22 protein-coding genes are annotated in these 22,981 nt (G+C 70.4%); 14 read left to right on the forward strand and 8 right to left on the reverse strand.

The features are described 5' to 3' along the window. Positions 1-71: 71 nt before the first annotated feature. The 5 genes from NFC98_RS10955 to NFC98_RS10975 all read right to left on the reverse strand — a co-directional run bounded on the left by NFC98_RS10955 (position 72) and on the right by NFC98_RS10975 (position 4,457). The gene (locus tag NFC98_RS10955) at positions 72-1,157 is read right to left on the reverse strand and encodes a TRAP transporter substrate-binding protein (protein ID WP_254275020.1); all 1,086 of its coding nucleotides are present in this window, start codon (positions 1,155-1,157) and stop codon (positions 72-74) included. Between the two features lie 233 nt (positions 1,158-1,390). Then, the gene (locus tag NFC98_RS10960) at positions 1,391-2,443 is read right to left on the reverse strand and encodes a serine hydrolase (RefSeq protein WP_254275021.1); all 1,053 of its coding nucleotides are present in this window, start codon (positions 2,441-2,443) and stop codon (positions 1,391-1,393) included. After that, a complete protein-coding gene (locus tag NFC98_RS10965) occupies positions 2,443-3,576 on the reverse strand; it encodes an acyltransferase family protein (RefSeq protein WP_254275022.1) in 1,134 nt (377 codons plus the stop codon). Before NFC98_RS10965 ends, NFC98_RS10960 begins: the two co-directional genes overlap by 1 nt. Positions 3,577-3,605: 29 nt before the next feature. Continuing rightward, a complete protein-coding gene (locus tag NFC98_RS10970) occupies positions 3,606-3,956 on the reverse strand; it encodes a hypothetical protein (protein WP_254275023.1) in 351 nt (116 codons plus the stop codon). 72 nt (positions 3,957-4,028) lie between these two features. Continuing rightward, positions 4,029-4,457: a GFA family protein gene (locus NFC98_RS10975; protein WP_254275024.1), complete on the reverse strand. Its 429-nt coding sequence runs from the start codon at positions 4,455-4,457 to the stop codon at positions 4,029-4,031. A 194-nt stretch (positions 4,458-4,651) separates the two neighbouring features. Here NFC98_RS10975 and NFC98_RS10980 point away from each other — a divergent pair, with 194 nt between their 5' ends. The 7 genes from NFC98_RS10980 (at position 4,652) to NFC98_RS11010 (ending at position 12,382) form a co-directional block, all read left to right on the forward strand. Continuing rightward, positions 4,652-5,125: an aminoacyl-tRNA deacylase gene (locus NFC98_RS10980; RefSeq protein WP_254275025.1), complete on the forward strand. Its 474-nt coding sequence runs from the start codon at positions 4,652-4,654 to the stop codon at positions 5,123-5,125. 122 nt (positions 5,126-5,247) lie between these two features. Next, a complete protein-coding gene (locus NFC98_RS10985) occupies positions 5,248-6,393 on the forward strand; it encodes a ChaN family lipoprotein (protein WP_254275026.1) in 1,146 nt (381 codons plus the stop codon). After that, positions 6,390-8,441, forward strand: a complete 2,052-nt coding sequence (locus NFC98_RS10990) for a M1 family metallopeptidase (RefSeq protein ID WP_254275027.1) — start codon at positions 6,390-6,392, stop codon at positions 8,439-8,441. The genes NFC98_RS10985 and NFC98_RS10990 overlap by 4 nt, the downstream gene beginning before the upstream one ends. Next, on the forward strand, positions 8,438-8,830 hold the full coding sequence (locus NFC98_RS10995; protein WP_254275028.1) for a glutaredoxin: 393 nt from the start codon (positions 8,438-8,440) through the stop codon (positions 8,828-8,830). Before NFC98_RS10990 ends, NFC98_RS10995 begins: the two co-directional genes overlap by 4 nt. Positions 8,831-8,923: 93 nt before the next feature. Then, positions 8,924-10,672: a chloride channel protein gene (locus NFC98_RS11000; protein WP_254277828.1), complete on the forward strand. Its 1,749-nt coding sequence runs from the start codon at positions 8,924-8,926 to the stop codon at positions 10,670-10,672. After that, positions 10,665-11,798, forward strand: coding sequence for an extracellular solute-binding protein (locus NFC98_RS11005; RefSeq protein WP_254275029.1), 1,134 nt, complete (start codon positions 10,665-10,667; stop codon positions 11,796-11,798). The genes NFC98_RS11000 and NFC98_RS11005 overlap by 8 nt, the downstream gene beginning before the upstream one ends. Positions 11,799-11,905: 107 nt before the next feature. Next, on the forward strand, positions 11,906-12,382 hold the full coding sequence (locus tag NFC98_RS11010; RefSeq protein WP_254275030.1) for a phosphate-starvation-inducible PsiE family protein: 477 nt from the start codon (positions 11,906-11,908) through the stop codon (positions 12,380-12,382). Here the strand turns inward: NFC98_RS11010 and NFC98_RS11015 are convergent. Continuing rightward, positions 12,351-13,619: a methyltransferase gene (locus tag NFC98_RS11015; protein ID WP_254275031.1), complete on the reverse strand. Its 1,269-nt coding sequence runs from the start codon at positions 13,617-13,619 to the stop codon at positions 12,351-12,353. The genes NFC98_RS11010 and NFC98_RS11015 overlap by 32 nt on opposite strands. Before the next feature lie 140 nt (positions 13,620-13,759). Between NFC98_RS11015 and NFC98_RS11020 the strand changes: the two genes are divergently transcribed. Continuing rightward, the gene (locus NFC98_RS11020) at positions 13,760-14,626 is read left to right on the forward strand and encodes an SDR family oxidoreductase (protein ID WP_254275032.1); all 867 of its coding nucleotides are present in this window, start codon (positions 13,760-13,762) and stop codon (positions 14,624-14,626) included. Between the two features lie 13 nt (positions 14,627-14,639). Here NFC98_RS11020 and NFC98_RS11025 read toward each other — a convergent pair whose 3' ends face one another. Then, complete coding sequence (locus NFC98_RS11025; protein ID WP_254275033.1) at positions 14,640-15,608, reverse strand: DUF523 and DUF1722 domain-containing protein; 969 nt, start codon at positions 15,606-15,608, stop codon at positions 14,640-14,642. A gap of 299 nt (positions 15,609-15,907) precedes the next feature. Here NFC98_RS11025 and NFC98_RS11030 point away from each other — a divergent pair, with 299 nt between their 5' ends. From NFC98_RS11030 to NFC98_RS11055, 6 genes are all read left to right on the forward strand, one after another. Then, positions 15,908-19,405, forward strand: a complete 3,498-nt coding sequence (locus tag NFC98_RS11030) for a bifunctional diguanylate cyclase/phosphodiesterase (RefSeq protein ID WP_254275034.1) — start codon at positions 15,908-15,910, stop codon at positions 19,403-19,405. Between the two features lie 146 nt (positions 19,406-19,551). Next, entirely contained in the window at positions 19,552-19,869 is a 318-nt protein-coding gene (locus NFC98_RS11035; RefSeq protein ID WP_254275035.1) for a hypothetical protein, read from the forward strand. 85 nt (positions 19,870-19,954) lie between these two features. Continuing rightward, complete coding sequence (locus NFC98_RS11040) at positions 19,955-20,233, forward strand: peptidylprolyl isomerase (protein WP_254275036.1); 279 nt, start codon at positions 19,955-19,957, stop codon at positions 20,231-20,233. Between the two features lie 129 nt (positions 20,234-20,362). Continuing rightward, positions 20,363-20,569 (forward strand): DUF6494 family protein, encoded by a 207-nt coding sequence (locus tag NFC98_RS11045; protein ID WP_183333356.1) that lies wholly within the window; start codon positions 20,363-20,365, stop codon positions 20,567-20,569. Then, entirely contained in the window at positions 20,562-21,503 is a 942-nt protein-coding gene (locus NFC98_RS11050; RefSeq protein ID WP_254275037.1) for an ABC transporter ATP-binding protein, read from the forward strand. The genes NFC98_RS11045 and NFC98_RS11050 overlap by 8 nt, the downstream gene beginning before the upstream one ends. Then, positions 21,500-22,261 carry an ABC transporter permease gene (locus tag NFC98_RS11055; protein WP_254275038.1) on the forward strand — a complete coding sequence of 254 codons (762 nt, stop codon included), beginning with the start codon at positions 21,500-21,502 and terminating at the stop codon, positions 22,259-22,261. Before NFC98_RS11050 ends, NFC98_RS11055 begins: the two co-directional genes overlap by 4 nt. A gap of 51 nt (positions 22,262-22,312) precedes the next feature. Here NFC98_RS11055 and NFC98_RS11060 read toward each other — a convergent pair whose 3' ends face one another. Continuing rightward, positions 22,313-22,822: a hypothetical protein gene (locus NFC98_RS11060; RefSeq protein WP_254275039.1), complete on the reverse strand. Its 510-nt coding sequence runs from the start codon at positions 22,820-22,822 to the stop codon at positions 22,313-22,315. Positions 22,823-22,981 lie beyond the last annotated feature (159 nt).

Genomic DNA, 22,981 nt, shown 5'->3' on the forward strand with positions numbered 1-22,981 from the left:
CAGGCCTGGGATCCCGGCCGGTCAGTTCGCTCCCGGCCCGCCGGACGGCGGGCCGGGAAGGTCGACGCGGATCAGTCGTTCATCACCGACTCGACGATCGCCTGGATGTCATTGATCAGCTCCTCGCCGATGCGCGGGGCCCACTCCTCGTAGACCGGCTGCACGGCCTCCTGGAAGGCGGCGATCTGCTCGTCATCGAGACGGGTGATCTGCATGCCGCGCTCCTCGAGCTGCTCGCGGGACCAGTCGTCATACTCGGTGGCCAGCTGGATCTCGTACTCGGCGGACTGGCGGGCGGCCTCCTGGACCAGTGCCTGGTACTCGGGCGCCAGGCGGTCCCAGGTGCGCTCGGACATCATCATGATGAACGGCGTGTAGACGTGGCGGGTCTCGGAGCCGTAGTCCTGCACCTCGTGGAAGTTGGAAGTGAGGATGGTGCTCCAGGGGTTCTCCTGGCCGTCGACCACGCCCTGCTCCATGGCCGAGAACAGCTCGCCGAAGGCCATCGGCGTGGGGTTGGCGCCCAGCGTCTGCCAGATCGCCAGGTGCACCGGGTTCTCCATGGTGCGCACGGTCAGGCCACGCACGTCCAGGCCGGCCACGTCCTCCGGGGAGGTCACCGGGCGAGCGCTGTTGGAGAGCTGGCGATAGCCGTTCTCGGAGAAGGTCAGCGCCTTGATGCCGGTGCCGTCGAAGGCATCCAGCATGGACTGGGCCACGTCGCTCTGCATCACCGCGACGGCGGCCTCGCGGGTGGGCAGCAGGAAGGGCAGGTCGAAGGCCGCCAGCTCCGGGACATAGGTCACCGCCGGCGAGCTCGAGGGGTAGCTCAGGTCCAGGGTGCCGGTCTGCAGCATCTCCATCATCTGCACGTCGTCACCCAGCTGGCTGTTGGGGAAGATGTTGACGGTGATGCGGCCCTCGGTGCGCTGGCTGAGGATCTCGCCGAAGTACTGGCTGGAGAGGTACTGGGGGGAGGTCTCGGCCAGGCCGATACCCATGCGGAGGGTATGGCTGCCGTGGTCGCCGACCACCTCGCCGTCGATGGCGGGCGGGTCGGAGAGGTCGGGTGACTGGGCCTGGGCCGCGAGGGCGACGCCCAGGGTCAGGCTGGCCACACCGGCCAGGGTGAGCGTGCTGCGCCGGATAAGCATCATGGCGTGAATCTCCAGTGGCTGTTGTTGGTTGTCGGTGGACTGGATGGGAGGGCAGACCGTCCCGGCGGATCAGGATGTCATCCTGGCATCCGCCCGAGATGTTACCGGTAAATGTTACCGGTAACTCCTTCGTGAAGGCTAGGTCTCGCTCCGAAGGCTGTCAACGTGAAAGCGGCATCGAAAGACTAGACCTTGGTAGGGGCTTCATGGGGAGAGGCGGGCCAGGGCCCGGTTCATTCCACGGAGCCGAACACGCCCGATTCGCGGATCGCCCGACCGACCTCGCGCAGGACCCGCTCCGCGGGTTCGACCTCGCGCTCGCCGCGGGTGCAGGCGACCACCACCACCCGGCGCTCGGCGGCACCTTCGCCGTGGAAGGCGATGCCGGCATCGCAGCTGCGGCGATGCTGGGTCCCGGTCTTGTGGGCGAAGCGGATCCCGGGGCCCAGGCCCGCCTTGAGGCGTGCCTCGCCGCTGGTGGTCCTGGCCATGATCGCCAGCAGCTCGGCGGTGGCCGCGGGACCCAGCGCCCTGCCCTCGCCGATGGCCGCCAGCAGCTCGCCGAAGGCATCCAGGCGCCCGGCGTTCAAGCCGCTGGCGTAGTAGGCGTCAAAGGCGGCATCGAGACTCGGCAGGGCGAAGCGCTCCTCCGGCACCCCGAGCCGTCGGGCCAGGGCCTCAAGGCGTGACTCGTCCGCCTCGGCCCGGCGCAGGGCGATGAAGTCCATTCCGCCCAGGGCTCGGGCGGCGGGATGCAGCCGCCCGTAGGCCTCGCGTCGCACCTCGATCAGGGACGTGATGGGCCCCAGGCTGCCGGGGTCGGCCACCAGCGACCGGGCGCGCCGATTGACCGCGTCGAGGCCCAGCCGTGCGATCACAAGGTCGGTGGCGGTGTTGTCGCTTACGGTGAGCATCGGCTCCAGCAGCTCGCCCAGGGTCAGGGTCGTCCCGGGCTCCTCCCAGTTGGTGGGGCCGGCACCGTCCACGTAATCCCGCTCGCGCAGTACCAGCGGCTCGTCCAGGGCGAGCTCGCCCGCCTCGATGCGAGCCAGCAGCTCCACCGCCACCGGCACCTTGACCAGCGAGGCCAGGTACCAGGCCTCGTCGTCGCGCCAGCCGAACCGACGCGCCTCGTCCAGCGGCCGCACATGCACGCCCAGTTCGCCGTCGAACCCGGCCTCCAGGACCGCCAGCCGCGCCTCGAGCCGTGCCGGCCAGCCCGGCATCTCTCCGGCCGAAGCGGGCCAGGCCAGGGTCACCAGCAGCAGCAGGGCAAACCGGCGCATCAGCGACGCTCCCGCAGCCAGCCGGTCAGGGCGATCCAGCCGGCGGTGGCCAGCACCAGGGCCAGGCCGATACCCAGCACCTGCGGGTAGGCATAGACCTGCCAGGCCTCCAGCAGGAAGCGGAAGACCCCGAAGATCACCACGATGTGGAAGATGAAGGCCTTGAGGGCATCGGAGCCGATCACGGTGATCGGCCGCAGGGCCGCGGCGGCCGGCTCGCCCCCGAGCAGGCAGAGCGCCAGGATCACCAGGGCACCGCCCAGGCTGAACAGCATGAAGGGCAGTTCCGGCGGATGCTTGCCCTGGTTCCAGGCCACGGCCATCAGGGCGTCGTAGGGCTCGCGCTCCGCCGCCCCCAGCGCCAGGGCGAGGAAGGCCAGCAGCATCAGTCCGCCCGCCGCGGCCAGCCCCAGCACCAGGCGCCGACGCGCCACCGGCTGCCAGTAGCCGCGCAGCGTCGCCTCGCCGATCAGCAGGCCGACCATCACCAGGGGGAGCCGCGAGAGCTGGCCCCAGGCGTAGTGGTCGTCGTCCTCGACCAGGATCGCCTTGAGCGGTTCGATGCCCCAGAAACTGGCATGGCGCTCCAGCCACCCGGCGACCAGGGCGATGGCCACGGGCAGGACCAGCCGGGACCAGAGCGGCAGCCGACGCCACAGCGGCAGTACCCAGGGCAGCCACAGCAGGGCGATGGCATAGAAGCCCAGGATCTCGACCCAGATCGGGAAGCGTTGATAGAGCAGGGTGTCGAGGATGTCCTCGGGGGCGTAGCGCGGCAGCATCTCGACCACCGTCAGCACCTTGTACCAGAACAGTACCTCCACCCCGCGCAGGATCAGCTTGAGCCGGCGCTGCGGCCAGCCCGGCTCCCCGGCGCGGGGCAGGAAGGCCACCGCCAGGGCGATGCCGAAGACCACGATGAACAGCGACGAGGAGAACTTGGTGAGCAGGTGGATCGGCACCATGCCCCAGTCGGGCACCTGGCGAATGCCGAGCAGCCCGCTCACGGTGTGGCTCAGGATCATCAGCGCGATGGCGATGCCGCGGGCCAGGTCGATGGCCTCGATGCGCCCCTGTCCGGTGGGCAGCCGCGGCCGCTCGACGAGCCCCGCCTTGATTCCCTTCCCTGGCATGGATCTCTCCTCTCCGGCAGTGGCGGCCGTCAGTCGCGGTCCGAAAGGCGGGTGACGCGCTCCAGCGTCAGGCGGCGCCCCTCGCTGGGCGAGAACGCGAAGACCCCCTCGACCCTGACCGCCTCCCCCAGGTGGGGGGCGATCTCGTCGTGGGGAAAGATCTCCACCCGGTGCAGGTCCTCGTCCTCGATCCAGTAGTGCAGCGGCTCCTCGAAGTGGCGTACCACTCCCTGGGTGGCCACCCGGCGGCCGTCGTGGGCGGCCGGCTCGTTGGCCAGCACCGGCAGCGGCACCTCGACCAGGTCCGGCTCGCCACCGCAGCCGCCGAGCAAGAGCAGCAGGATCAGGAGCAGAGAGCGATTCGGCAGGCGATGCATCATCCGGGACCTCAGGGGGAAAAGACAGGGTGCAGGGCGGCACGGCCTCCCGCCGCGCCGGCCCTTGCTGGTCCCCTATTCTGGCAGAGTCTCCCCACTGCCTCCCATCTCCGCTGGCACGTCGCGCAGCTTGGGCAGGCCATCGGCCACCCTCAGCACCGCTTCCTGGTAGTGAACATGCAGCGCCGGCTCGAAGGGCAGATCAGGCAGCAGCGCCGCATAGATATCGATCAGCCCCAGCTCCGGGTGCTCGGTCAGCACGTGGCCGCCGCAGGAACGGCACCACTTGCGCAGGCTGTTGGGGGTCTTCTGGTAGCTTCCCAGCTGTTCGACTCCCTGGGTGACGCGCACCGCATCGGGCGACCAGAGGCTGAAGGCATTGACCGGCCCGGCCGACCAGTGTCGACAGGACGCACAGTGACAATACCCCATTGCCACCGGTGTGCCGGTGGCCTCCACCGCGACGGCGCCGCAGAAGCAGGTGCCGCGATACTGCTGGCTCATGCTACACCTCCCGGATCGTCTCGACCCTTACCTGGTGGAAATGTCGGCATCCCGACAATTTTCAGTCTAGAGCCCCGTTCGGCCCGCTGCGCGACGGCAACCGGGCTATCCTCAGGGAAGGGACACGACCGTTCAGCCGGAAGGGAGGCAGCCACCGCCAGTACTCGGCCCCAGCGGCCGAAGGAGAGTGTGTCATGACCATGCCGATGACCCTCAGGGAGTACCTCAGGTCCTGCGACATCGACTTCGAGGAGCTTCCCCACCCCCGCGAGACGATCACCAGCCGCATCGCCGAGAAGTCGCATGTCTCCGGCGACCGCATGGCCAAGGCGGTCATGCTGCACAGCGACTCCGGCTACCGCCTCGCCGTGGTGCCCAGCAGCTGCGACGCCGACCTCGAACAGCTGGCCAGGCTGTTCGACGAGCACAAGGTCGAGCTCGCCTCCGAACAGCAGATCATGGAGCACTTCCGGGACTGCGACGCCGGTGCGACCAGCCCGGTCGGCCAGGCCTACGGGCTCCAGGTCTACGTGGACGACATGCTGCTGCACCAGCCCGACATCTACTTCGATGCCGGTGACCACGAGACCCTCGTGCACATGAGCGGACGGGAGTTCGACCGCCTGATGCACGACAGCCCCCACGGGCGCTTCAGTCGCCACTACTGAGCCTGGCGCGCCCTGCTTCCCCCCCGGGCCGCGATCCGCGTTGATCGCGGCCCTTTCCTGCCGCCCCCCCGACTGCGCTATCGTAGCGGCCAGCGCCTCGTCGTCCCTCGTCAGGAGATCCCATGCCGCGTCGTCGCCCTCCCCTTGCCGCCCCGCTCTTCGCCCTGGCCCTGTTCGGCCTTCCCGCGGCCGCCCCGGCCGACGAGTGTCCCGCCCCCGGCGAGTGGCAGCGCGACGGAGAGGCGATCGCCGGCGATACCCTGATGGGCGAACTGGCCGCCAGCCGGGTGGTGCTGCTGGGCGAGCAGCACGAACGCCTGGCCCACCACCGCTGGCAGCTGCACACCCTGGCCGCCCTGCACGCCCATCACTCGCGCATGGTGATCGGCCTGGAGATGCTGCCCCGGGAGGCCCAGCCGGCACTGGACGCCTGGGTGACGGGCGAGCTGGACGAGGCCGAGTTCCTCGCGGCGAGCGGCTGGCAGGAGGCCTGGGGCTACGACCCCGAGCTCTACCTGCCGATCCTGCATTTCGCCCGCATGCACCGCCTCCCGCTGGTGGCGCTGAACGTCACCCCGGCCCTGCGCGGTCGGCTGGTCGAGGCGGGCTGGGAGGCGGTGCCGGCGGCAGAGCGCCACGCCATCACCCCGCCGGCACCCGCCAGCGAGGCCTATCGCGAGGCGCTGGGCGAGGTCTACGCCCGCCATCCCAGCGAGGGCGAGCACGAGGCGGGCCTGACGCGCTTCGTCGCGGCCCAGCTCGTCTGGGACCGGGCCATGGCCGTCGGCCTCGCCGAGGCCACGGCTCCCGACACCCTGGTGGTGGGCCTGATGGGCCAGGGACACCTGACCTTCGGCCACGGCGTGCCCCACCAGCTCGACGACCTGGGCATCCGCGACCATCGCACCCTGCTGCCCTGGAGCCTGGAGGAGGGCTGCACGCCGCCGGAGGGCGTCGCCGATGCCCTCTTCACCCTCGGCGACGAGCGCGGCTTCGAGCCGCCCGAGCCCCAGCGGCTGGGCGTGCTGATCGCGGCCCACGAGGCGGGCCTGCAGGTGATGGAGGTGGTCCCCGACAGCCTCGCCGAATCGCTCGGCCTCGAGGCGGGTGACGTGATCACCGCCGCCGCGGGCCGACCGCTCCAGGCGCCGGCCGACCTCACCGCCCTGGTGCGCCGCCAGACGCCCGGCACCCTGCTGCCGCTCACCCTGCAGCGCAACGGCGCCACCGAAGAGCGGCTGGTCCGTTTCCCGGTCGCGACGCCATGAGCCGGCCCGCCCGCGCCCTGGCGGCCGGGCTGCTCGCCCTGCTGGGGCTGGCGGCAGCGGGGATGGCCTGGGCTGGCACGCCACAGGACCCCGCCGCCCGCACCCTGTGGATACGGCTCGACCCGACCACCCGCCAGCTGGAGGGCGAGCTGCGCCAGGCCCTGCCGGCGGGCGGCCGTTTCCGGCTGCTGGAGGGGCTCACGATGACCGAGGCCCGCCGCGGCGACCGGGACCTCGCGCTCACCCGAGACGCCGAGGGGCGCTGGCGGCTCCCGCCGGGTGGCAAGGAGACCGTGACGCTGCGCTGGCAAGGCACCCTGCCCGAGGCCGGTGAACACGACCGCCATCGCCTGGCCGTCGAGGGCACCCTGCTGCCGACCCGGGCCGGCTGGTACCCCCACCTGGCCGATGCGGCCGGCCCCCTGTGGCTGACGATCCGGGTGCCGGAGGGGCAACGGGCCGCGGCCGGCGGCTCGCTGCAGGAGGAGGCGCTGGTCGACGACGAGTGGCAGGCCCGCTTCCACCATCCCCGTGCCCGCGAGGTGGAGGTGGCCGCCGGGCCCTGGCGGCTGCGCGAACGCGAGGTCGAGGGCGTGCGGCTGCGCACCCTGTTCCCGGAGGCGCTGGACGCGGCCTTCGCCGAGACCTACCTGGACCACGCCACCGAGCACCTGGCTCTCTTCCAGGCCCGGCTGGGCCCGCTGCCCACCGGCAGCTTCTCCATCGCCGCCACGCCGGCGCCGGTGGGCCTGGCCTTTCCGGGCTTCACCCTGCTCGGCGAGCGCGTCATCCCGCTGCCCTTCATTCCCGACACCTCCCTGCCCCATGAACTGATGCACGCCTGGTGGGGGGCCGGCGTCGGGGTCGATTACCCGAGCGGCAACTGGGCCGAGGCCCTCACCACCTACCTGGCCGACTATGCCCTGGCCGAACGGCGAGGCGAGGCCGAGGCGATGCGTCGCCGCTGGCTGGCCGACCTGGCTGCCCTGCCCTCCGGCGAGGAGATCCCCCTGGTCGACTTCCGCGGCGGCCCCGACCCGGCCGGTCGCCTGATCGGCTACCAGCACGGTGCGATGCTCTTCCACATGTTGCGCCAGCGGATAGGCAACGACGCCTTCGACCGCGGCCTGCGCCAGCTGGCCGAGTCCTGGATGCACCGCACCGCCGACTGGGCGGCGCTGATCGAGGCCTTCGGCGAGGCCGCCGGCGAACCCGCGGAAGACCTCGTCACTCCCTGGCTCACCCGGCCCGGCCGCCCGTCGCTGCACCTGGCGTCGGTGCGGGTGGAGCCCCGCGACGACGGCTACTGGCTGAGCGGCGAGCTGCACCAGCGCGGCGCCCACGCCCCCTGGCCGATGGCCGTGCCGCTGGTGGTGGAGACCGAGGCGGGCCCGGTCCGGCTCATCCAGCATATGGAGGGGACCCAACAATCCTTCGGCATACCGCTGGCCTCGCGCCCGCGGGCCCTGGAGGTGGATCCCCACGCGGACCTGCTGCGCCACCCCGGCGCCATGCCGGCCATCCTGCGCCAGCTCACCCTGGACCCGGCCACCCGGGTGCTGGCCCTGGACGAGGCCCTGGACGAGGCCCTGGGCCCGCTGGCCCATCGGGTGCTGGGGCGCGAGGCCGAGGCGCTCGAGGCGTCCGCCGCTCCCCGGGGCGACGCGGACGAGCCGCTGCTGGTGATCGGGACCACCGGGGCCCTGCGGGCGTGGCGCGAGGCCAGCGGCCTCCCCGAGCCGCCCCGCTCGCTGGAAACCGCCGGGCGGGCACGCTTCTGGATGGCGCCGGACCGGCGGATCGGCCTTCTCGGCGGTGACGATGCCGACGCCCTGGCCCGGCTGGCCGGCGTCCTTCGTCACCATGGCCAGCGCAGCTACGTGGTGCAGGGCGAGGGCGGCGAGACCCTGGAAGCGGGCACCTGGGCAGTCGAGGAGAACCCGCTGCGCCTCGAGTTCCCCGCTGGGCGAGGGGATGGCCAGGCGCGGCCTGCGCAGGCATCATGGGCGCCCCTGTCCAACGACTCCGAGGTCCATCGCTGCCGATGAGAATCCTGATTCGCACCTTCTTCCGTGGCCTGCGCCTGGTGCTGGCGCCGGTCGTGCTGATCGCCGAGAAGCTCTCCACTCCCCAGGCCATCGAACGCTCCGAGGAGGAGCAGGCCCGGGTCGACGAGGCCTGCCAGTCCCTGGCGCTCTACCAGTTCCGTACCTGTCCGTTCTGCGTCAAGGTGCGCAAGGAGATCGCCCGCCTGGGGCTGAAGATCGAGGTCCGCGACGCCCAGCTCCACCCGGAACATCGCCGCGAGCTGGCCGAGGGCGGCGGCCGGATCAAGGTGCCCTGCCTGAGGATCGCCCAGGACGACGGCAGCGAGGAGTGGCTCTACGAGTCCGACGCCATCAACGCCTGGCTGCATCGCCGCTTCGGCAAGGGCTGAGCGCCTCCCCGGGGCGGGCCCCTGCCGTTATCCGGCCGCCGCGCGTGCCGATCCAGGGTGGACCGCAGGTGAACTGACACCTACACCTTGGATATGGAGATCCCATCGGCGACCATCGGCCGCGGCCCCCTGCCGGTGCTGCGCTTCCTGGGGCTGGTGTTGCTGGGCGCCGCCGTCGGCGGCGTGGCGGCGCTGTTCGCCGCCGGCTTCGTGCGGGGTGTGCTGTGGCTCAACGAGCTGCTGCTGATCTCCCCCCGCAGCCGGATGATGTTCGCTCTCCCCGAGCTGCTGGTCCTGACCACGATTGCCGTGCCGGCCGTCGGCGGGCTGATCGTCGGCTACCTGCATCGCACCATTCCCGAGCAACGCCCCCACACCCCCGCCGACGCCATCGCCGCCGTGCAGACCCGCCGCGGCAGGCTGCCGGCCCGCGCCGGAGGCATCACTGCGCTGAGCGCCCTGATCTCCTTGGGCACCGGTGCCTCCGTGGGGCAGTACGGCCCGCTGGTGCATCTGGGTGCCACCCTGGGGTCGCTGGGCGCACGGCTGATGCGCCTGGGCCGCTCGGATGACAACATCACCATCGCCTGCGGGGTGGCCGCGGCCATCGCCACCGCCTTCAATGCCCCGCTGGCGGGCATCGTCTTCGCCCACGAGGTGGTGCTGCGGCACTATGCCCTGCGCGCCTTCGCGCCCATCGCCGCCGCCGCGATCGTCGGCCATGTGATCGCCACCCAGGCGCTGGCCCAGGGAGCGCTCTTCCACGTGGCCGACACGGCGGTCCCGCGGGCCTGGGAGTTCGGTCTCTTCGTGGCGATCGGCGGACTCGGCGCGCTCGTCGCCGGCGCCTACATGCACGCCATCCTCGGCGTAGGCCGCCTTGCCGCCAGGCTGCCGCTGCGGCCCGAGTGGCGTCCCGCCCTGGCCGGCGCACTGCTCGGCACGATGGCACTCTGGGTCCCCGACATCCTCGGAATCGGCCAGGAGGCGCTACGCTTCGCCACCATCGCCGGGGCCTTCGGCGGCGGAGAGCTGCTGGTGGTGCTGCTGCTCAAGATCGCCGCCACCGCCCTCTGCCTCGGCATGGGCTTCAGCGGCGGCGTGTTCAGTCCCGCCCTGGTGATCGGCACCCTGTTCGGCGCGCTGTGCGGCACCCTGGTGGCCAACCTGGCCGGCGCCGCCCAGGAGAGCTTCATCTTCTATGCGGTATGCGGCATGGTCGCCGTCACTGCACCGGTGATCGGCGCACCGCTGACCAGCCTGCTGATCGTCTTCGAACTGACCGGCAACTACGCCCTGACGACCGCCGCCCTGGCCAGCGTGACCCTGGCCAGCCCCATCGCGGCCCAGCTGTTCGGCCGCTCGCTGTTCGACATCCAGCTGCGTGATCGTGGCCTGGACCTCTCTTCGGGACGCGGCCGCGCCCTGCTGATGGAGACCCCGGTGGTGGACTACCTGACCCGGGACTGCGTCACCCTCGCCCCCGACGCCTCCCTGGACGACGCCATCGCCGCGCTGGCACGGGAACGACACGGCGAGGCCTTCCTGGTGGACGCCCGGGGTCGCTACCACGGCTGTGTGGCGCTGGCCGACCTCGAGGCGGCCCGGCAGGAGCACGGCAGCCGGTACCGGGCGGGCGACTGCGTGGCCCCCGAGCGGCCGGTCCTGCGCCCCGACTCCTCCCTCTGGGAGGCCATGGCACTGCTGGAGGAGGTGACCGGCGAGGCCCTGGCGGTGGTGGACGAGGGCGTCTTCCGGGGCGTGGTCTACGAGGTTCACATCGCCCACGCCTACCTTCACCAGAGCGACGCGCTGCGCCGCGAGGAACACGGCCATGGCTAGCCGCCTGCTCGCCGCACTGCTGATGATGGTCGCCCTGGGCCCGGCCGCCGTCGCCGAGCCGCTGCGGGTGCTGAGCTGGGGGGGCGCCTACGAACGGGCCCAGCGCGACGCCCTGTTCGCGCCCTTCACCGAGCGGACAGGGATCGCCATCGAGGTGGACCGCTATGACGGCGGCCTCGCCGGGCTGCGCCGCGCCGTGACAGCCGGCGAGGCCCCCTGGGACGTGATCGACATGACCCGGAGCCAGGCCATGGCCGCCTGCCGGGAGGGCCTGCTGCAGCCACTGCCGCACGGGCTGCCGGCACCGGCACCGGACGGCACCCCCGCCGAGCGGGACTTCCTGCCCGGCGCCATCGGCGATTGCGCGCTCACCCACTCGCTGTTCGCCACGGTCGTGGCCTATCGACCCGACGCCTTTCCCGGGCAGCGTCCCACCCGCATCGCCGACCTCTTCGACCAGCAGCGATTTCCCGGCCCCAGGGCCCTGCAGCTCACCCCGGCGGTCAACCTGGAGTGGGCGCTGCTCTCCTACGGCGTCCCCCGGGAAGAGCTCTACCGGCTGCTCAGCACGCCGCGCGGCCTTAGGCTGGCCCTCGAGCGGCTGGGCGAGCTCGAGGAGACGCGCTGGTGGGAAGCCGGCGACGAGCCGCCACGCCTGCTGAGCCAGGGCGAGGTGGTGATGGCCTCGGGCTACAATGGCCGCTTCTTCGATGCCATGGTCAACCAGGGCGCCGCCATCGAGATCCTCTGGGATGGCCAGGTTCAGGAGCACGAGACATGGGCCATTCCTCGCCATGCCCGGGATCCGGAGACGGCGCGGGCCTTCATCCGCTTCGCCACTACCACCGAGCGGCTCGCCGACCTGGCGCGGCATATCCCTTACGGCCCGGCGCGCCACTCGGCGGCCATGCGGGTGAGCACCCACCCGCCGAGCGGGGTGGACATGCGGCTTCACATTCCCACCCACCCACTCAATGCCACCCGGGCCATCGAAAAGGACGAGACCTGGTATGCCCGGACCCTGGCGCGCATGGACGAGTACTTTGACGACTGGCTCAAGGGCCAGCCGTCCGAGAGCGACGGGGACTCAGCGCCTCGCCGCGGGGCATCGACAGGGACCCCCTGAGGTCGAATGCTGGCGCCGGGAAGTGGCTTACCTTAAGTTACAGCTACCGGGTGCATGGCGCTCGTGACGCCCGGCCAAGCCTCCCTCCCTGACAGGAAACGCCGACCATGGACAAGGACCCGCCTCCCCCTCCCGTCCAGCCCCAGCTGGTCCATGACGAGCTGCCGAAGGAGCACGAGGACCCGCTGATTCGTCACCTGCACGTGGTCATCCGCTACGCGGTGAAGCTGCTGGCGATGCTGATGGTGCTGGTGATCCTGTGGGGGGTGTTCGACGTCGTCTACGTGCTCTACAGCAAGTTCATGACGCCGCCCTACTTCATCTTCGAAGTCAGCGACATCTTCGTCATCTTCGGCGCCTTCATGGTGGTGCTGATCGCCATCGAGATCTTCATCAACATCCGCCTCTACCTGGGCACCAACATCCTGCCGATCCGCCTGGTCATCGCCACGGCGCTGATGGCGATCGCGCGGAAGGTCATCATCCTGGATATCGACACCATCTCGGCCGAGCACCTGTTCGCCATTGCCGCGGTGGTGATCGCCCTGGGCGTCACCCACTGGCTGGTGGGCAAGCAGGGCTGACAGGCGGCAAGCCCGCCGGGGCTCGGCCCGCGGCGGGACGCCGGGCCCGCAGCAGCAGGTTACGCGGGGTCAGCTCGCGGTCACAGAAGGTCCCCAGCTCCGCCGAGAACCCGGCCTCCATGAGCAGGCAGAGGCGATCCAGCGCCAGCCACACCTCCAGGGGCCGGCGGAACAGGTGGCGCACCAGCTCCAGGCGCGCCACCTCGGCCCGGCGTCGCCACCCCGCCGCCTCGAGCCGTGCCCAGTCGACGCCCGGGGGCAGCGCCACGTCCTTGCGCCCCGCGGCCCAGCGACAGAAGCCCTCGAAGGTCGCCGGCATCCGGCCGTAGGCCAGGCTCGGCACCGGCAGGTACTCGTCCACCCCGCGCAGCTCGCGCTGCAGCCGATCGAAGCCGAGCCGCCAGGCGCCGGCCCGCTCGCGGCTGCGCTGCACGTGGCGCGGGGCGGTGACGGTCTCCTGAACGGCAAGCGACAGGTCGTCCCGGGAGAGCGTCAGGCCATGGGATTCGGCCAGGGCTCGCCCCTGCCGGGAGAGCGGCCGATAGACCGGCTCGGCCGTGCGCTGGTAGCAGCAGGGCGCCAGGGTCACGGCGCTGCCGGCTGCCGCGGCGAGCTCCAGCAGGCGCACGTGAAGGTCGCCGCAGGCGTGCAGCGCCGCCACATGGGTGCGGGGCGACAGCCAGCCAGCGGCGTCCTCGTCCATCACGTCCTGGACCGCCATCCGCACCGCCGCGTCCTGGCGAGCGGCCAGCTCCCGGCCCTGCTCGCAGAGGGCCGGCTGCCACTCCAGGGCGGTCACCTCCACGCCATGCCAGCGCGCCAGGCTCCTGGCCAGGTGACCCTTGCCGGCGCACCACTCCATCAGCGTCTCGCCCGGGGCAAGCCGCAGCCGCGGCAGGAAGGCCTCGATCTGCTGCCACTTGCGTCCGCCCACGTGCTGGCTCCAGGGTTCGGGCAGCGACACGGCATCGGGGGAGAGGCGCGGCAGCGCCACCAGCTCGGCCAGGGCGTCCACGGGGAGCCAGGGGGCCAACGGCGAGGCGTCGAAGGGGTCTGCCTGTAGCCGGGACAGCCCCGCGTCATCGAGGGCCAGCAGGGCCGCGTGCAACCGGGGATGCGCCTCGGCCCAGGGCACGGGAGCGTGCTGGAACGGCAGCGGGCGCCACAGCGGCTGCCACTCGGCCAGCCGCTCGGTCAGGCGGTGAAGGCGCTGGGCGGGGCTCAGGGAATCGGGCATGGCGTCGCGCTCTCGGCAGGAGGGAGCATTGTAGGGGCTTCGCGTTCGGCTTGCATGGACGCCCGCCAGGCGACAGAGTTCGGGGTTGCGCCGCGTTCCCGACGGCCCGCCCTCGATCCCATTGCCCGGAGCCCCCTGCGATGCCCGACCCTTCCGAGACCCCTGCCCGCAGCGTGCTGGTCACCGGCTGTTCCAGCGGCATCGGCCACGCCGCCGCCCACGGCCTGGCCCGACGCGGCTGGCGGGTATTCGCCACCGCCCGCCACGAGGCGGACCTGGCGCGGCTGCGCGACGAGGGCCTGACCGCCCTGCCCCTGGAGCTGAACGACAGTGGGTCGATCAACGCCTGCGTCAAGTCGGTGCTGGCCGAGACCGGGGGGCGACTCGACGCGCTGTTCAACAATGCCGCCTACGGCCAGCCCGGGGCCGTGGAGGACCTCTCCCGCGAAGTGCTGCGCGCCCAGCTGGAGACCAACCTGCTCGGCACCCACGAGCTGACCTGCCGGGTGCTGCCGGTGATGCGGCGCCAGGGCGGCGGGCGGATCGTGCAGAACAGCTCGGTGCTGGGGTTCGCCGCCCTGCCCTACCGTGGCGCCTACGTCTGCTCCAAGTTCGCCCTGGAGGGGCTGACCGATACCCTGCGCCTGGAGCTGGCCGGTACCGGCATCCACGTCAGCCTGATCGAGCCGGGCCCCATCGCCAGCCGCTTCCGCGAGAACGCCTACCGCGCCTTCAAGGCGCATATCGACGTCGCGGGCAGCGCCCACGCCGACACCTATCGCGCCGTCGAGGCGCGGCTGGCCGGCCGCAACGATGGCGGCCGCTTCACCCTCGGGCCCGAGGCCGTGGTCGACCGGCTGGTGCATGCCCTGGAGAGCCCGCGCCCCAGGGCGCGCTACTACGTGACCCTGCCCACCCACCTGTTCGGCACCCTGAAGCGGCTGCTGGCCACCCGCGCGCTGGACCGGGTGCTGCTGCGCTCGACCCGCGGCGAGCGGCAGCCCTGACCCCGGCGGGCCCTCAGATGGCGTTGCGCAGGCCCAGCTCGTAGGGGTGCGGGTCCAGGTAGGTCTGGCCGCGGATATAGTCCGATCCGTGGCGCTTGAGGTAGTGGTCGAGCAGGCGGATCGGCACGGCCAGCGGCACGTGGCCCAGGCGATAGTCCTCGATGGCCGCCAGCAGATCCTGGCGGGTCTCGCCGTCCAGGGCCTCCCTGAGGAAGCCGAAGACGTGCATCAGCGCATTGGCATGGGTCTTGCGGGTGGCGGGCCGGCCCAGCGCCGCCATGAAGCGGCGCAGGTAGTGACCCATCACCGCGTCCAGGGGCCGCCGGCTCGATTCGGCCAGGTAGCGTCCCAGCTCGCGGTAGGTCTCCACGTGATGGGCCATCAACAGGTACTTCTGGCGGCTATGGAACTGCAGCAGCTCGTGGTAGCTGGGGTTGGCCTCGACCCGGCGCTTCCAGTCGTCGTAGGCGTAGACCCGGGTGATGAAGTTCTCGCGCAGCACAGCGTCGTTCATGCGCGCCTCCTCCTCCAGCGGCAGCTCGGGGAAGTGGTGACGCAGCTCGCGCACGAAGGCCCCGGCGTCCGAGTGGCTGGGCATGCCGTTCTCGCGGTAGACCTTGACCCGCTCCAGGCCGCAGCTCGGCGAGCCCTTCATCAGGATGAAGCCGCGCAGGTGTCGGTGGCGGGCGATGAAGTCGCGCCTGACCTCGGCCAGGCGCTCGGTGACATCGAGACTCGGATCAACGGTCCCCACCACCCGGGGCGCTTCCCCCGGGGCACCGACCAGCCGGATCGGCTCGCGGGGCACGCCGAGCCCGGCTTCCAGCTCGGGGCAGAAGGGCTCGAAGGCGAAGCGCTCGGCGAGCACCTCCAGGCAGTAGCGTGAGCGTTTGTGGCCCCCGTTGTAGCGCACCTGCTCGCCCATCAGGCAGGCGCTGATGCCGACGGGTATCGCGTCCCGGCTCGCCGCTTGCTCGGTCATTCTCGCGATCTCCTCTGCTCGCGTGGCGTGGGTGTGCCGACCTGCCGGCCGGGGCCGCCCCATTCTGGCACAGCCGCGGGGCGACACCACCCCCGGGCAGCGACCCGCCGAGCGGCAGACCGCCGGGCGTGGCACCATGCCACGGCAGCGACCCTAGGCGGCTCCGGTTGACACGGCGTAAGGAATGCCCCTGCCGCACTTGCCAAGTCGAGAAAAGCCACGCAGCATGGCCGCGCGGTTTCACCATGGCTGAACAGCTGAAACGGACAACAAGAGTACAAAGGGACCGAGACCCGCCCATGGGACCCAGTCATCGCGATCTGTCGATCCAGGCCTGCCTGCTGATCCTGCTCGCCGGCAGCCTGCTGATGGGGCTTGCCGGGCTGCTCATCGAGCTTTTCCCCCGCTTCCCCCTGCCCCCACAGTGGCGGCTTAGCTTCGACGGCTCACTCACCGTGCTGCTGATCGGCGGCGGACTCACCGCCCTGGTGCGCGACCACCGCCCGGGGCGGCTGGCGTGCGTGGTGGCAATGCTGCTGTTCGGCGGCTACAACCTGGCCCACAACCTGCTGGCCGGACCGGACGACGGCGGGCTCTCCTGGCTGACCGGCCACCCTCGCCTGGCCACCACGCCGGCCCTGCTGTTGCTGCTGCTCGCCTTCTGCTGCCTGGCCGGCCTGCACAGCCGGACCTGTCGCCGGATGCGCCGCCTGGTCGCCCTGCTGGCCATCGGCCTTGGCCTGATTGGCGTCATCGGCCACCTCTCGCCCGAGGCCGGGGTGGTGCGGACCGCGGTCAGCGACGACTTCACCCTGCTCGGCGGGCTCTTCGCCATGGCGCTGGGGGTAGGGCTGCTGCTGATCGCTCGGCGCAGCGACGGGCCGGTACTCGACCTGCACCGCGCCGCGGTGGCGGTCGGAGTCGTCGGCATCTCGCTGAGCATCGGCGTCTGGTTCCTGGGCAGCTGGACCCAGCACCATGCCCGCGTGGCCGAGGCCGACAAGCTGGTCGGCAACCTGACCGCCAACATGGAGCAGATCGCCGACTCGCGCAGCCAGCTGATCCGGCGCATGGTCAGCCGCTGGCAGGCCGGTGACGGCCTGCCCGAGCCTGCCGTGCGCCAGGAGGAGGCCCGCAGCTACTTCGCAGACGTACCGAGCCTCCAGGCGCTGGCCTTCGTGGATGGCGAGACGCAGACGCGCTGGCGCCGGGGGCGCGACCCCGAGGCGCTGCTGTGGCTGATGGACCAGCTGGTCTCGCCGCAGACCCTCGGCTGGCTGCGGCGCACCCAGGCCCGCGCCCACGACATGGCCTGGCACTTTCCCGACCCCGACCGCCCCCAACTGGCGCTGGTCGCCGTCGCCACCCCGGACAACCCGCGGCAGACCATGCTGGGAGTGATCGACCTGGCGGTGCTGATCCAGCGGGAATCGCGCCTGGATACCGGCAGCTTCCGGGTGGACTTTTCCCGGGAGGGCCGACCGCTGGCTACCCTGGCGGCCGACAGCGGTGAGGAGGAGGTCGCCTCGCGCCCCTTCGCCTCGGACACGGCCCGGCTGCCCAACGGACCCGGCGTGACCGTGTCGGCCCTGTCGGGGCCGATCTCGCTGGCCTCCCTGCAGGGCATGCTGCCGATCGCCGTGGGCCTGCTCGGCCTGCTCTTCTCCTACCAGCTGATCATCGGCCGCTCCCTGGTGGCCTTCCGCGGCGAGCAGGCACGGGCACTGCGGCTCAGCGAGCAGCGCTTCCGCTCGCTGTTCACCCAGAACCCCGATGCGGTGTTCGCCCTGGACACCGAGGGCACCTACCGCAGCATCAATCCGGTCACCGAGGCGATCACCGGTGCCCGGGAAGAGGAGCTGCTCGGCCGCCACTTCCATGCCGTCATCACCGAGACGGTCTCCCCGCCCGGCGACGTCCAGGAGCTCGAGGCGGCCTTCCGCAGTGCCTCGGCCGGCCGCCCCCACGCCTTCGCCATGCGCTACCGCCGGCACGACGGCCCCCAGCAGCACCTGGAGGTCTCCTTCCTGCCGATCATGGTCAATGACCGGGTCGACGGGGTGTTCGGCATTGCCAAGGACGTCAGCCGGCGGGTCGAGGCCGAGGAGCGCCTGCGCATCCTGGAGCGCAGCCTGGAAGCCAGCAGCAACGCCGTGGTGATCAGCGATGCCCGCCAGCCGGGGTTCCCGGCCATCTACGTCAACCCGGCCTTCTCCCGCATCACCGGCTACCTGGCCCAGGAGGTGCTGGGCAGGACCCCGAGCTTCCTGAGCGGCCCCGACACCGACCACCGGGACGTCGAGCGCATCCGACAGGCCCTGACCCGGGGCGAGAGCCTGTCGATCACCCTGCGCTCCTACCGCCGCGACGGCACGCCCTTCTGGAACCAGCTGTTCCTCTCGCCGGTGCGCGATGCCGACCAGCATGTCACCCACTTCGTGGGCATCATGAGCGACATCTCCGAACACAAGGAGCAGGAGAACCAGCTCGCCTACCAGGCCACCCACGACGTGCTGACCGGCCTGGCCAACCGGGCGCTGTTCGGCGACCACCTGGCCCATGACGTGGCCCTGGCACGGCGCAACGGACAGACCCTCGCCGTGCTGTTCATCGACCTGGACGAGTTCAAGCCGATCAACGACACCCTGGGCCACAAGGTCGGCGACAAGCTGCTGGTCAGCGTGGCCCGGCGCCTCGCCCGGGGCCTGCGCCCCACCGATACCCTGGCGCGCTTCGGCGGCGACGAGTTCGTGCTGCTGCTGCCGGACCTCGCCCACGCCGACGACGCCCAGGAGGTCGCCGAGCGGCTGCTGCTGGAGCTGACCCGCCCCCACAAGGTGGCAGGCCATGAGCTGCACATCTCCGCCAGCATCGGCATCGCCGTGAACGACGATGACCAGGAGGACCCCGAGAAGCTGCTGCAGCATGCCGACATGGCCATGTACAAGGCCAAGCAGCAGGGGCGCAACGCCTTCCAGGTCTACACCGGCGACCTCGACAGCAAGCTCTCCCAGCGGGTGACGCTGCGCAACGAGCTCCAGGAGGCGATCGACCGCGACCAGCTGGTGCTCCACTACCAGCCGCTGCTCGATGCCCACGGCCGGGTCGACGGGCTCGAGGCCCTGGTGCGCTGGCGCCACCCCACCAAGGGGTTCATCTCTCCCGCCGAGTTCATCCCCGTCTCCGAGGAGACCGGCCAGATCATCCCCCTCAGCCGCTGGGTGATGGAGCGCGCCTGCCGCGATGCCCTGGGACTGGTGCACGACGGCCTGCTGAAGGGACGCATGGCCATCAACCTCTCCCCCATGCAGTTCCACCGCCCCAGCTTCCTCGCCACCCTGCGTGGCGTGCTGGAGGAGACCCGGCTACCGACCCGCCACCTGGAGCTGGAGCTGACCGAGGGCATCCTGATGAAGGACACCGACGGCGCCATCGACATCCTCAATGCCCTGGCCGGCATGGGCATCAGCACCGCCATCGACGACTTCGGCACCGGCTTCTCGAGCCTCGGCTACCTGCGCACCCTGCCGATCGACAAGATCAAGATCGACCGCAGCTTCGTGAAGGATGTCACCGCCAGCGACAAGGACGCCGCCATCTGCCAGGGAGTGATCACCCTGGCCCGCGAGCTCGACCTCGCGGTGGTGGCCGAGGGCATCGAGACTCGCGATCAGTTCGAGTACCTGAAGGCGCATGGCTGCGAGGTCTTCCAGGGCTTCCTGTTCGCCCGGCCCATGCCACTCGAGGCGCTGACCGAGTGGCTCAGGGCCCACCGCCAGGGCCAGCGCTCCACCTGATGGCTGGACCGGCGAGCGGGCCGGCCGGTGCCTCGCCGGCGGCGGCCTGCCCGACCACAGGGCTCACGGGCGCTCCTCCCGGCGGGCGCACCTGTGGTATAACCCGCCTCGCAACGGACACAAACGGCTGACCCAGGGAGGATGCCATGGGCCGTCTCTTCTCGCTGATCGTGATCGCGGGCCTGCTCTACGGCGGGCTCTACTTCTACTACGGCGTTTCCGTTAAGCAGGCCATCGAGCAGCAGCTCGATGCCCGGGGCCTCACGGCGCTGGAGGTGGAGCGCGTGGACTACGGCCTGCTCGCCCCGGCCAGCACCGATACCCAGGTCTCCGCCACGGTCCTCTACCGTGGCGCCGAGGCCACCCTGGACATCCGCGTGATCGGTCATCCGATCTTCTCGGACGAGATCCGCCTGGAGCTCGACGGCCTCCAGGCCCTGCGGCTGACCATCGGCGGTGGCTGAAACCTGCCGACGTGACGTGCTAATCTCGCCGATGCATCGCCGGCAGGCTTGCCGGCCCCATGAGCCAATCGTTCAGGAGACTCCCATGGCCAGGGCAACCGCGCGTCATATTCTGGTGGACAGCAAGGAAAAGTGTGAGGCCCTCAAGGCCGAGATCGAGGATGGCCGCGACTTCGCCGAGGTCGCCCGCGAGAACTCCACCTGCCCCTCCGGCCGCCAGGGCGGCGACCTGGGCAGCTTCGGCCCGGGCCAGATGGTCCGCGAGTTCGACGAGGTGGTGTTCTCCGGCGAGCTGAACAAGGTCCACGGCCCGGTGAAGACCCAGTTCGGCTACCACCTGCTGGAGATCACCAGCCGCAGCTGATCGCCCTTCGCGCCGATCCAGGCCGCGCCGGGTAACCCGGCGCGGCTTTTTTCTTGTACAACCCCTGTATCATTCGGCGAGTCGCGCTAGGATGGTGGGCATCATCGACCACGCCAGGAGACGCACAGGATGAACGACGAGGCCTTTCAGAAGAGTATCCGCAAGCTGCTCAAGACCGTGGGCGTCACCACCCAGCAGGAGATCGAGAAGGCGGTGCAGCTGGCGCTGGAGGAGGGTCGCCTGAAAGGGGACGAGGCGCTGCCGGCCAGCGTCAGGGTGCAGATCACCGCCCTCGACCTCAACCTCACCTTCGAGGAGGACATCACCCTTGAGTAACGCACCGGTCATTGCCGTCGAGCGACTCTCGAAGGCCTATGCCGGTGGCTTCGAGGCGCTCAAGGAGGTGAGCCTGACGATCCGGCGTGGCGAGATCTTCGCCCTGCTCGGCCCCAACGGGGCGGGCAAGACCACCCTGATCAGCGTGATCTGCGGCCTGGTGAATGCCACCGCCGGCCGGGTGCTGGTGGACGGCCACGACAACGTGCGCGAGTTCCGTGCCGCCCGGGAACGCATCGGCCTGGTGCCCCAGGAGCTCACCAACGAGGCCTTCGTCACGGTGTGGGACACGGTGAGCTTCAGCCGCGGACTGTTCGGCAAGGGCAAGGACCCGGCCCATGTCGAGAAGGTGCTGCGCTCGCTGTCGCTGTGGGACAAGCGCCACAACCGCCTGATCACCCTCTCCGGCGGCATGAAGCGCCGGGTGCTGATCGCCAAGGCGCTGGCCCACGAGCCGGAGATCCTGTTCCTCGACGAGCCCACCGCCGGGGTCGACGTGGAGCTGCGCCGCGACATGTGGGAGGTGGTGCGCCAGCTGCGCGACAGCGGCGTGACCATCATCCTCACCACCCACTACATCGAGGAGGCCGAGGAGATGGCCGACCGCATCGGGGTGATTCGCCGCGGCGAGCTGGTGCTGGTGGAGGAGAAGCACGCGCTGATGCGCAAACTGGGCAGCAAGGAGCTGACGCTGCACCTGCGCGAGCCGCTGGAGACGGTACCCGGCTCTCTCGCCCGCCATGAGCTGGCCCTGGCCGAGGAGGGCCACGCGCTGGTCTACACCTACGATGCCAACGTGCCGGGCGAGGACCAGGCCGGCATCGCCGAGCTGCTCGCCGACCTGGAGGAGGCCGGCATCGGCTTCAAGGACCTGCACACCCGGCAGAGCTCCCTGGAGGAGATCTTCGTCAGCCTGGTCAGGGAGACCACATGAACCTTCAGTCAGTGAAGACCCTCTATCTCGCCGAGATGGCCCGCAGCCTGCGCACCGTGCTGCAGAGCATCGTCTCGCCGGTGATCTCCACCTCGCTCTACTTCGTGGTGTTCGGCGCGGCCATCGGCACGCGGATCAGCGAGGTGAACGGCGTAAGCTACGGTGCCTTCATCGTGCCCGGCCTGATCATGCTGATGCTGCTGACCCAGAGCGTCTCCAACGCCTCCTTCGGGATCTTCTTCCCGCGCTTCTCGGGCTCGATCTACGAGATCCTCTCGGCGCCGATCTCCTACTGGGAAATCGTGATCGGCTACGTGGGCGCGGCGGCCACCAAGTCGGTGGTGCTGGGGCTGATCGTGCTGGCCACCGCGCGGCTGTTCGTGCCCTACTCCATCGCGCATCCGCTGATGATGGTGCTGTTCCTGCTGCTCACCGCAGTGACCTTCAGCCTGCTGGGGTTCATCATCGGCATCTGGGCCGACGGCTTCGAGAAGCTGCAGCTGGTGCCGCTGCTGGTGATCACCCCGCTCACCTTCCTGGGCGGCACCTTCTACTCCATCGACATGCTGCCCCCCTTCTGGCAGACGGTGACCCTGGCCAACCCGGTGGTCTACCTGGTGAGCGGCTTTCGATGGAGCTTCTACGGCATCAGCGATGTCAGCCCGGTGGTCAGCCTGGGCATGATCCTGCTGTTCCTGGCCGTGGCGCTGATGGTGGTGGAGCGGATCTTCCGCACGGGATACCGGCTCAAGCCCTGACGCGCACGGGCCGCCATCGTCCGCGGCCCGTGCGTTGTCCATGACGGGCGGCTACTCCTCCCGAGCCAGCACCACATCGAAGGTGACGTCGATCTCCATGACGTTGTTATGGTCATGCTCCGTCATCATCGACTCCACATAGGCCAGCGAAGTGGCCACGCGCCCCTTGACCCGGCCGTTTTCGCCATCGATTTCCAGCTCCTCGATCTCGATGGGCACCTCCTCCTCCGTGCCATAGTGGGGTGTCAGGCCGCTCTCGTGAAAATAGGTCACGGAGGCTTCACTGGGTGCCCCCTGCATCACCATGAAGTTGATGCTCAGCGTGCCCTGGGTCTCGTAGCGCTCCTCGCGATGCCCCTGCACGGTCACGTTGACCATGCCCGGCATCAACTCGGAAAAATTGGCGGTGGACATGTCTCCTTCGCTGAGCACATGCCACTCTTGCGGCTCGCCGTCCAGGGTACCGCTGATCTCGTTGGCCATGACCGACGCGGCAAGGGGGAGGGCTATGGCTGCCATCAGACAGGAGAGGCCATGCGTCAGGCGGGAAATCGTCATCATCTCTACTCCCTGTGCGTTAGAAAGATCGTTCCATCCATAGCAGCGTAGCGTATCCCGATGGCACGCAAGGCCCCCTGGCGAACCTGCGCCGGAAAAAGCCTGCCTATCGACGTGTTTCACCAACCGGTATCATGCGCCCCCTCGACCACTCTAGCGGGA

The sequence above is a fragment of the Halomonas sp. 3H genome (assembly GCF_024206005.1).
GTDB lineage: Bacteria > Pseudomonadota > Gammaproteobacteria > Pseudomonadales > Halomonadaceae > Halomonas > Halomonas campaniensis.

Bases quoted from the DNA above. Each gene is read 5' to 3' on its own strand.
- NFC98_RS10985 (WP_254275026.1), top strand. From the start codon at position 5,248: ATGCCGCGTCGTCGCCCTCCCCTTGCCGCCCCGCTCTTCGCCCTGGCC.
- NFC98_RS11025 (WP_254275033.1), bottom strand. From the start codon at position 15,608: ATGACCGAGCAAGCGGCGAGCCGGGACGCGATACCCGTCGGCATCAGC.
- NFC98_RS10990 (WP_254275027.1), top strand. From the start codon at position 6,390: ATGAGCCGGCCCGCCCGCGCCCTGGCGGCCGGGCTGCTCGCCCTGCTG.
- NFC98_RS10955 (WP_254275020.1), bottom strand. From the start codon at position 1,157: ATGATGCTTATCCGGCGCAGCACGCTCACCCTGGCCGGTGTGGCCAGC.
- NFC98_RS10975 (WP_254275024.1), bottom strand. From the start codon at position 4,457: ATGAGCCAGCAGTATCGCGGCACCTGCTTCTGCGGCGCCGTCGCGGTG.
- NFC98_RS11055 (WP_254275038.1), top strand. From the start codon at position 21,500: ATGAACCTTCAGTCAGTGAAGACCCTCTATCTCGCCGAGATGGCCCGC.
- NFC98_RS11005 (WP_254275029.1), top strand. From the start codon at position 10,665: ATGGCTAGCCGCCTGCTCGCCGCACTGCTGATGATGGTCGCCCTGGGC.
- NFC98_RS10980 (WP_254275025.1), top strand. From the start codon at position 4,652: ATGACCATGCCGATGACCCTCAGGGAGTACCTCAGGTCCTGCGACATC.
- NFC98_RS11015 (WP_254275031.1), bottom strand. From the start codon at position 13,619: ATGCCCGATTCCCTGAGCCCCGCCCAGCGCCTTCACCGCCTGACCGAG.
- NFC98_RS11060 (WP_254275039.1), bottom strand. From the start codon at position 22,822: ATGATGACGATTTCCCGCCTGACGCATGGCCTCTCCTGTCTGATGGCA.
- NFC98_RS10995 (WP_254275028.1), top strand. From the start codon at position 8,438: ATGAGAATCCTGATTCGCACCTTCTTCCGTGGCCTGCGCCTGGTGCTG.
- NFC98_RS11000 (WP_254277828.1), top strand. From the start codon at position 8,924: ATGGAGATCCCATCGGCGACCATCGGCCGCGGCCCCCTGCCGGTGCTG.
- NFC98_RS11045 (WP_183333356.1), top strand. From the start codon at position 20,363: ATGAACGACGAGGCCTTTCAGAAGAGTATCCGCAAGCTGCTCAAGACC.
- NFC98_RS11020 (WP_254275032.1), top strand. From the start codon at position 13,760: ATGCCCGACCCTTCCGAGACCCCTGCCCGCAGCGTGCTGGTCACCGGC.
- NFC98_RS10960 (WP_254275021.1), bottom strand. From the start codon at position 2,443: ATGCGCCGGTTTGCCCTGCTGCTGCTGGTGACCCTGGCCTGGCCCGCT.
- NFC98_RS10965 (WP_254275022.1), bottom strand. From the start codon at position 3,576: ATGCCAGGGAAGGGAATCAAGGCGGGGCTCGTCGAGCGGCCGCGGCTG.
- NFC98_RS11010 (WP_254275030.1), top strand. From the start codon at position 11,906: ATGGACAAGGACCCGCCTCCCCCTCCCGTCCAGCCCCAGCTGGTCCAT.
- NFC98_RS11040 (WP_254275036.1), top strand. From the start codon at position 19,955: ATGGCCAGGGCAACCGCGCGTCATATTCTGGTGGACAGCAAGGAAAAG.
- NFC98_RS11035 (WP_254275035.1), top strand. From the start codon at position 19,552: ATGGGCCGTCTCTTCTCGCTGATCGTGATCGCGGGCCTGCTCTACGGC.
- NFC98_RS10970 (WP_254275023.1), bottom strand. From the start codon at position 3,956: ATGATGCATCGCCTGCCGAATCGCTCTCTGCTCCTGATCCTGCTGCTC.
- NFC98_RS11030 (WP_254275034.1), top strand. From the start codon at position 15,908: ATGGGACCCAGTCATCGCGATCTGTCGATCCAGGCCTGCCTGCTGATC.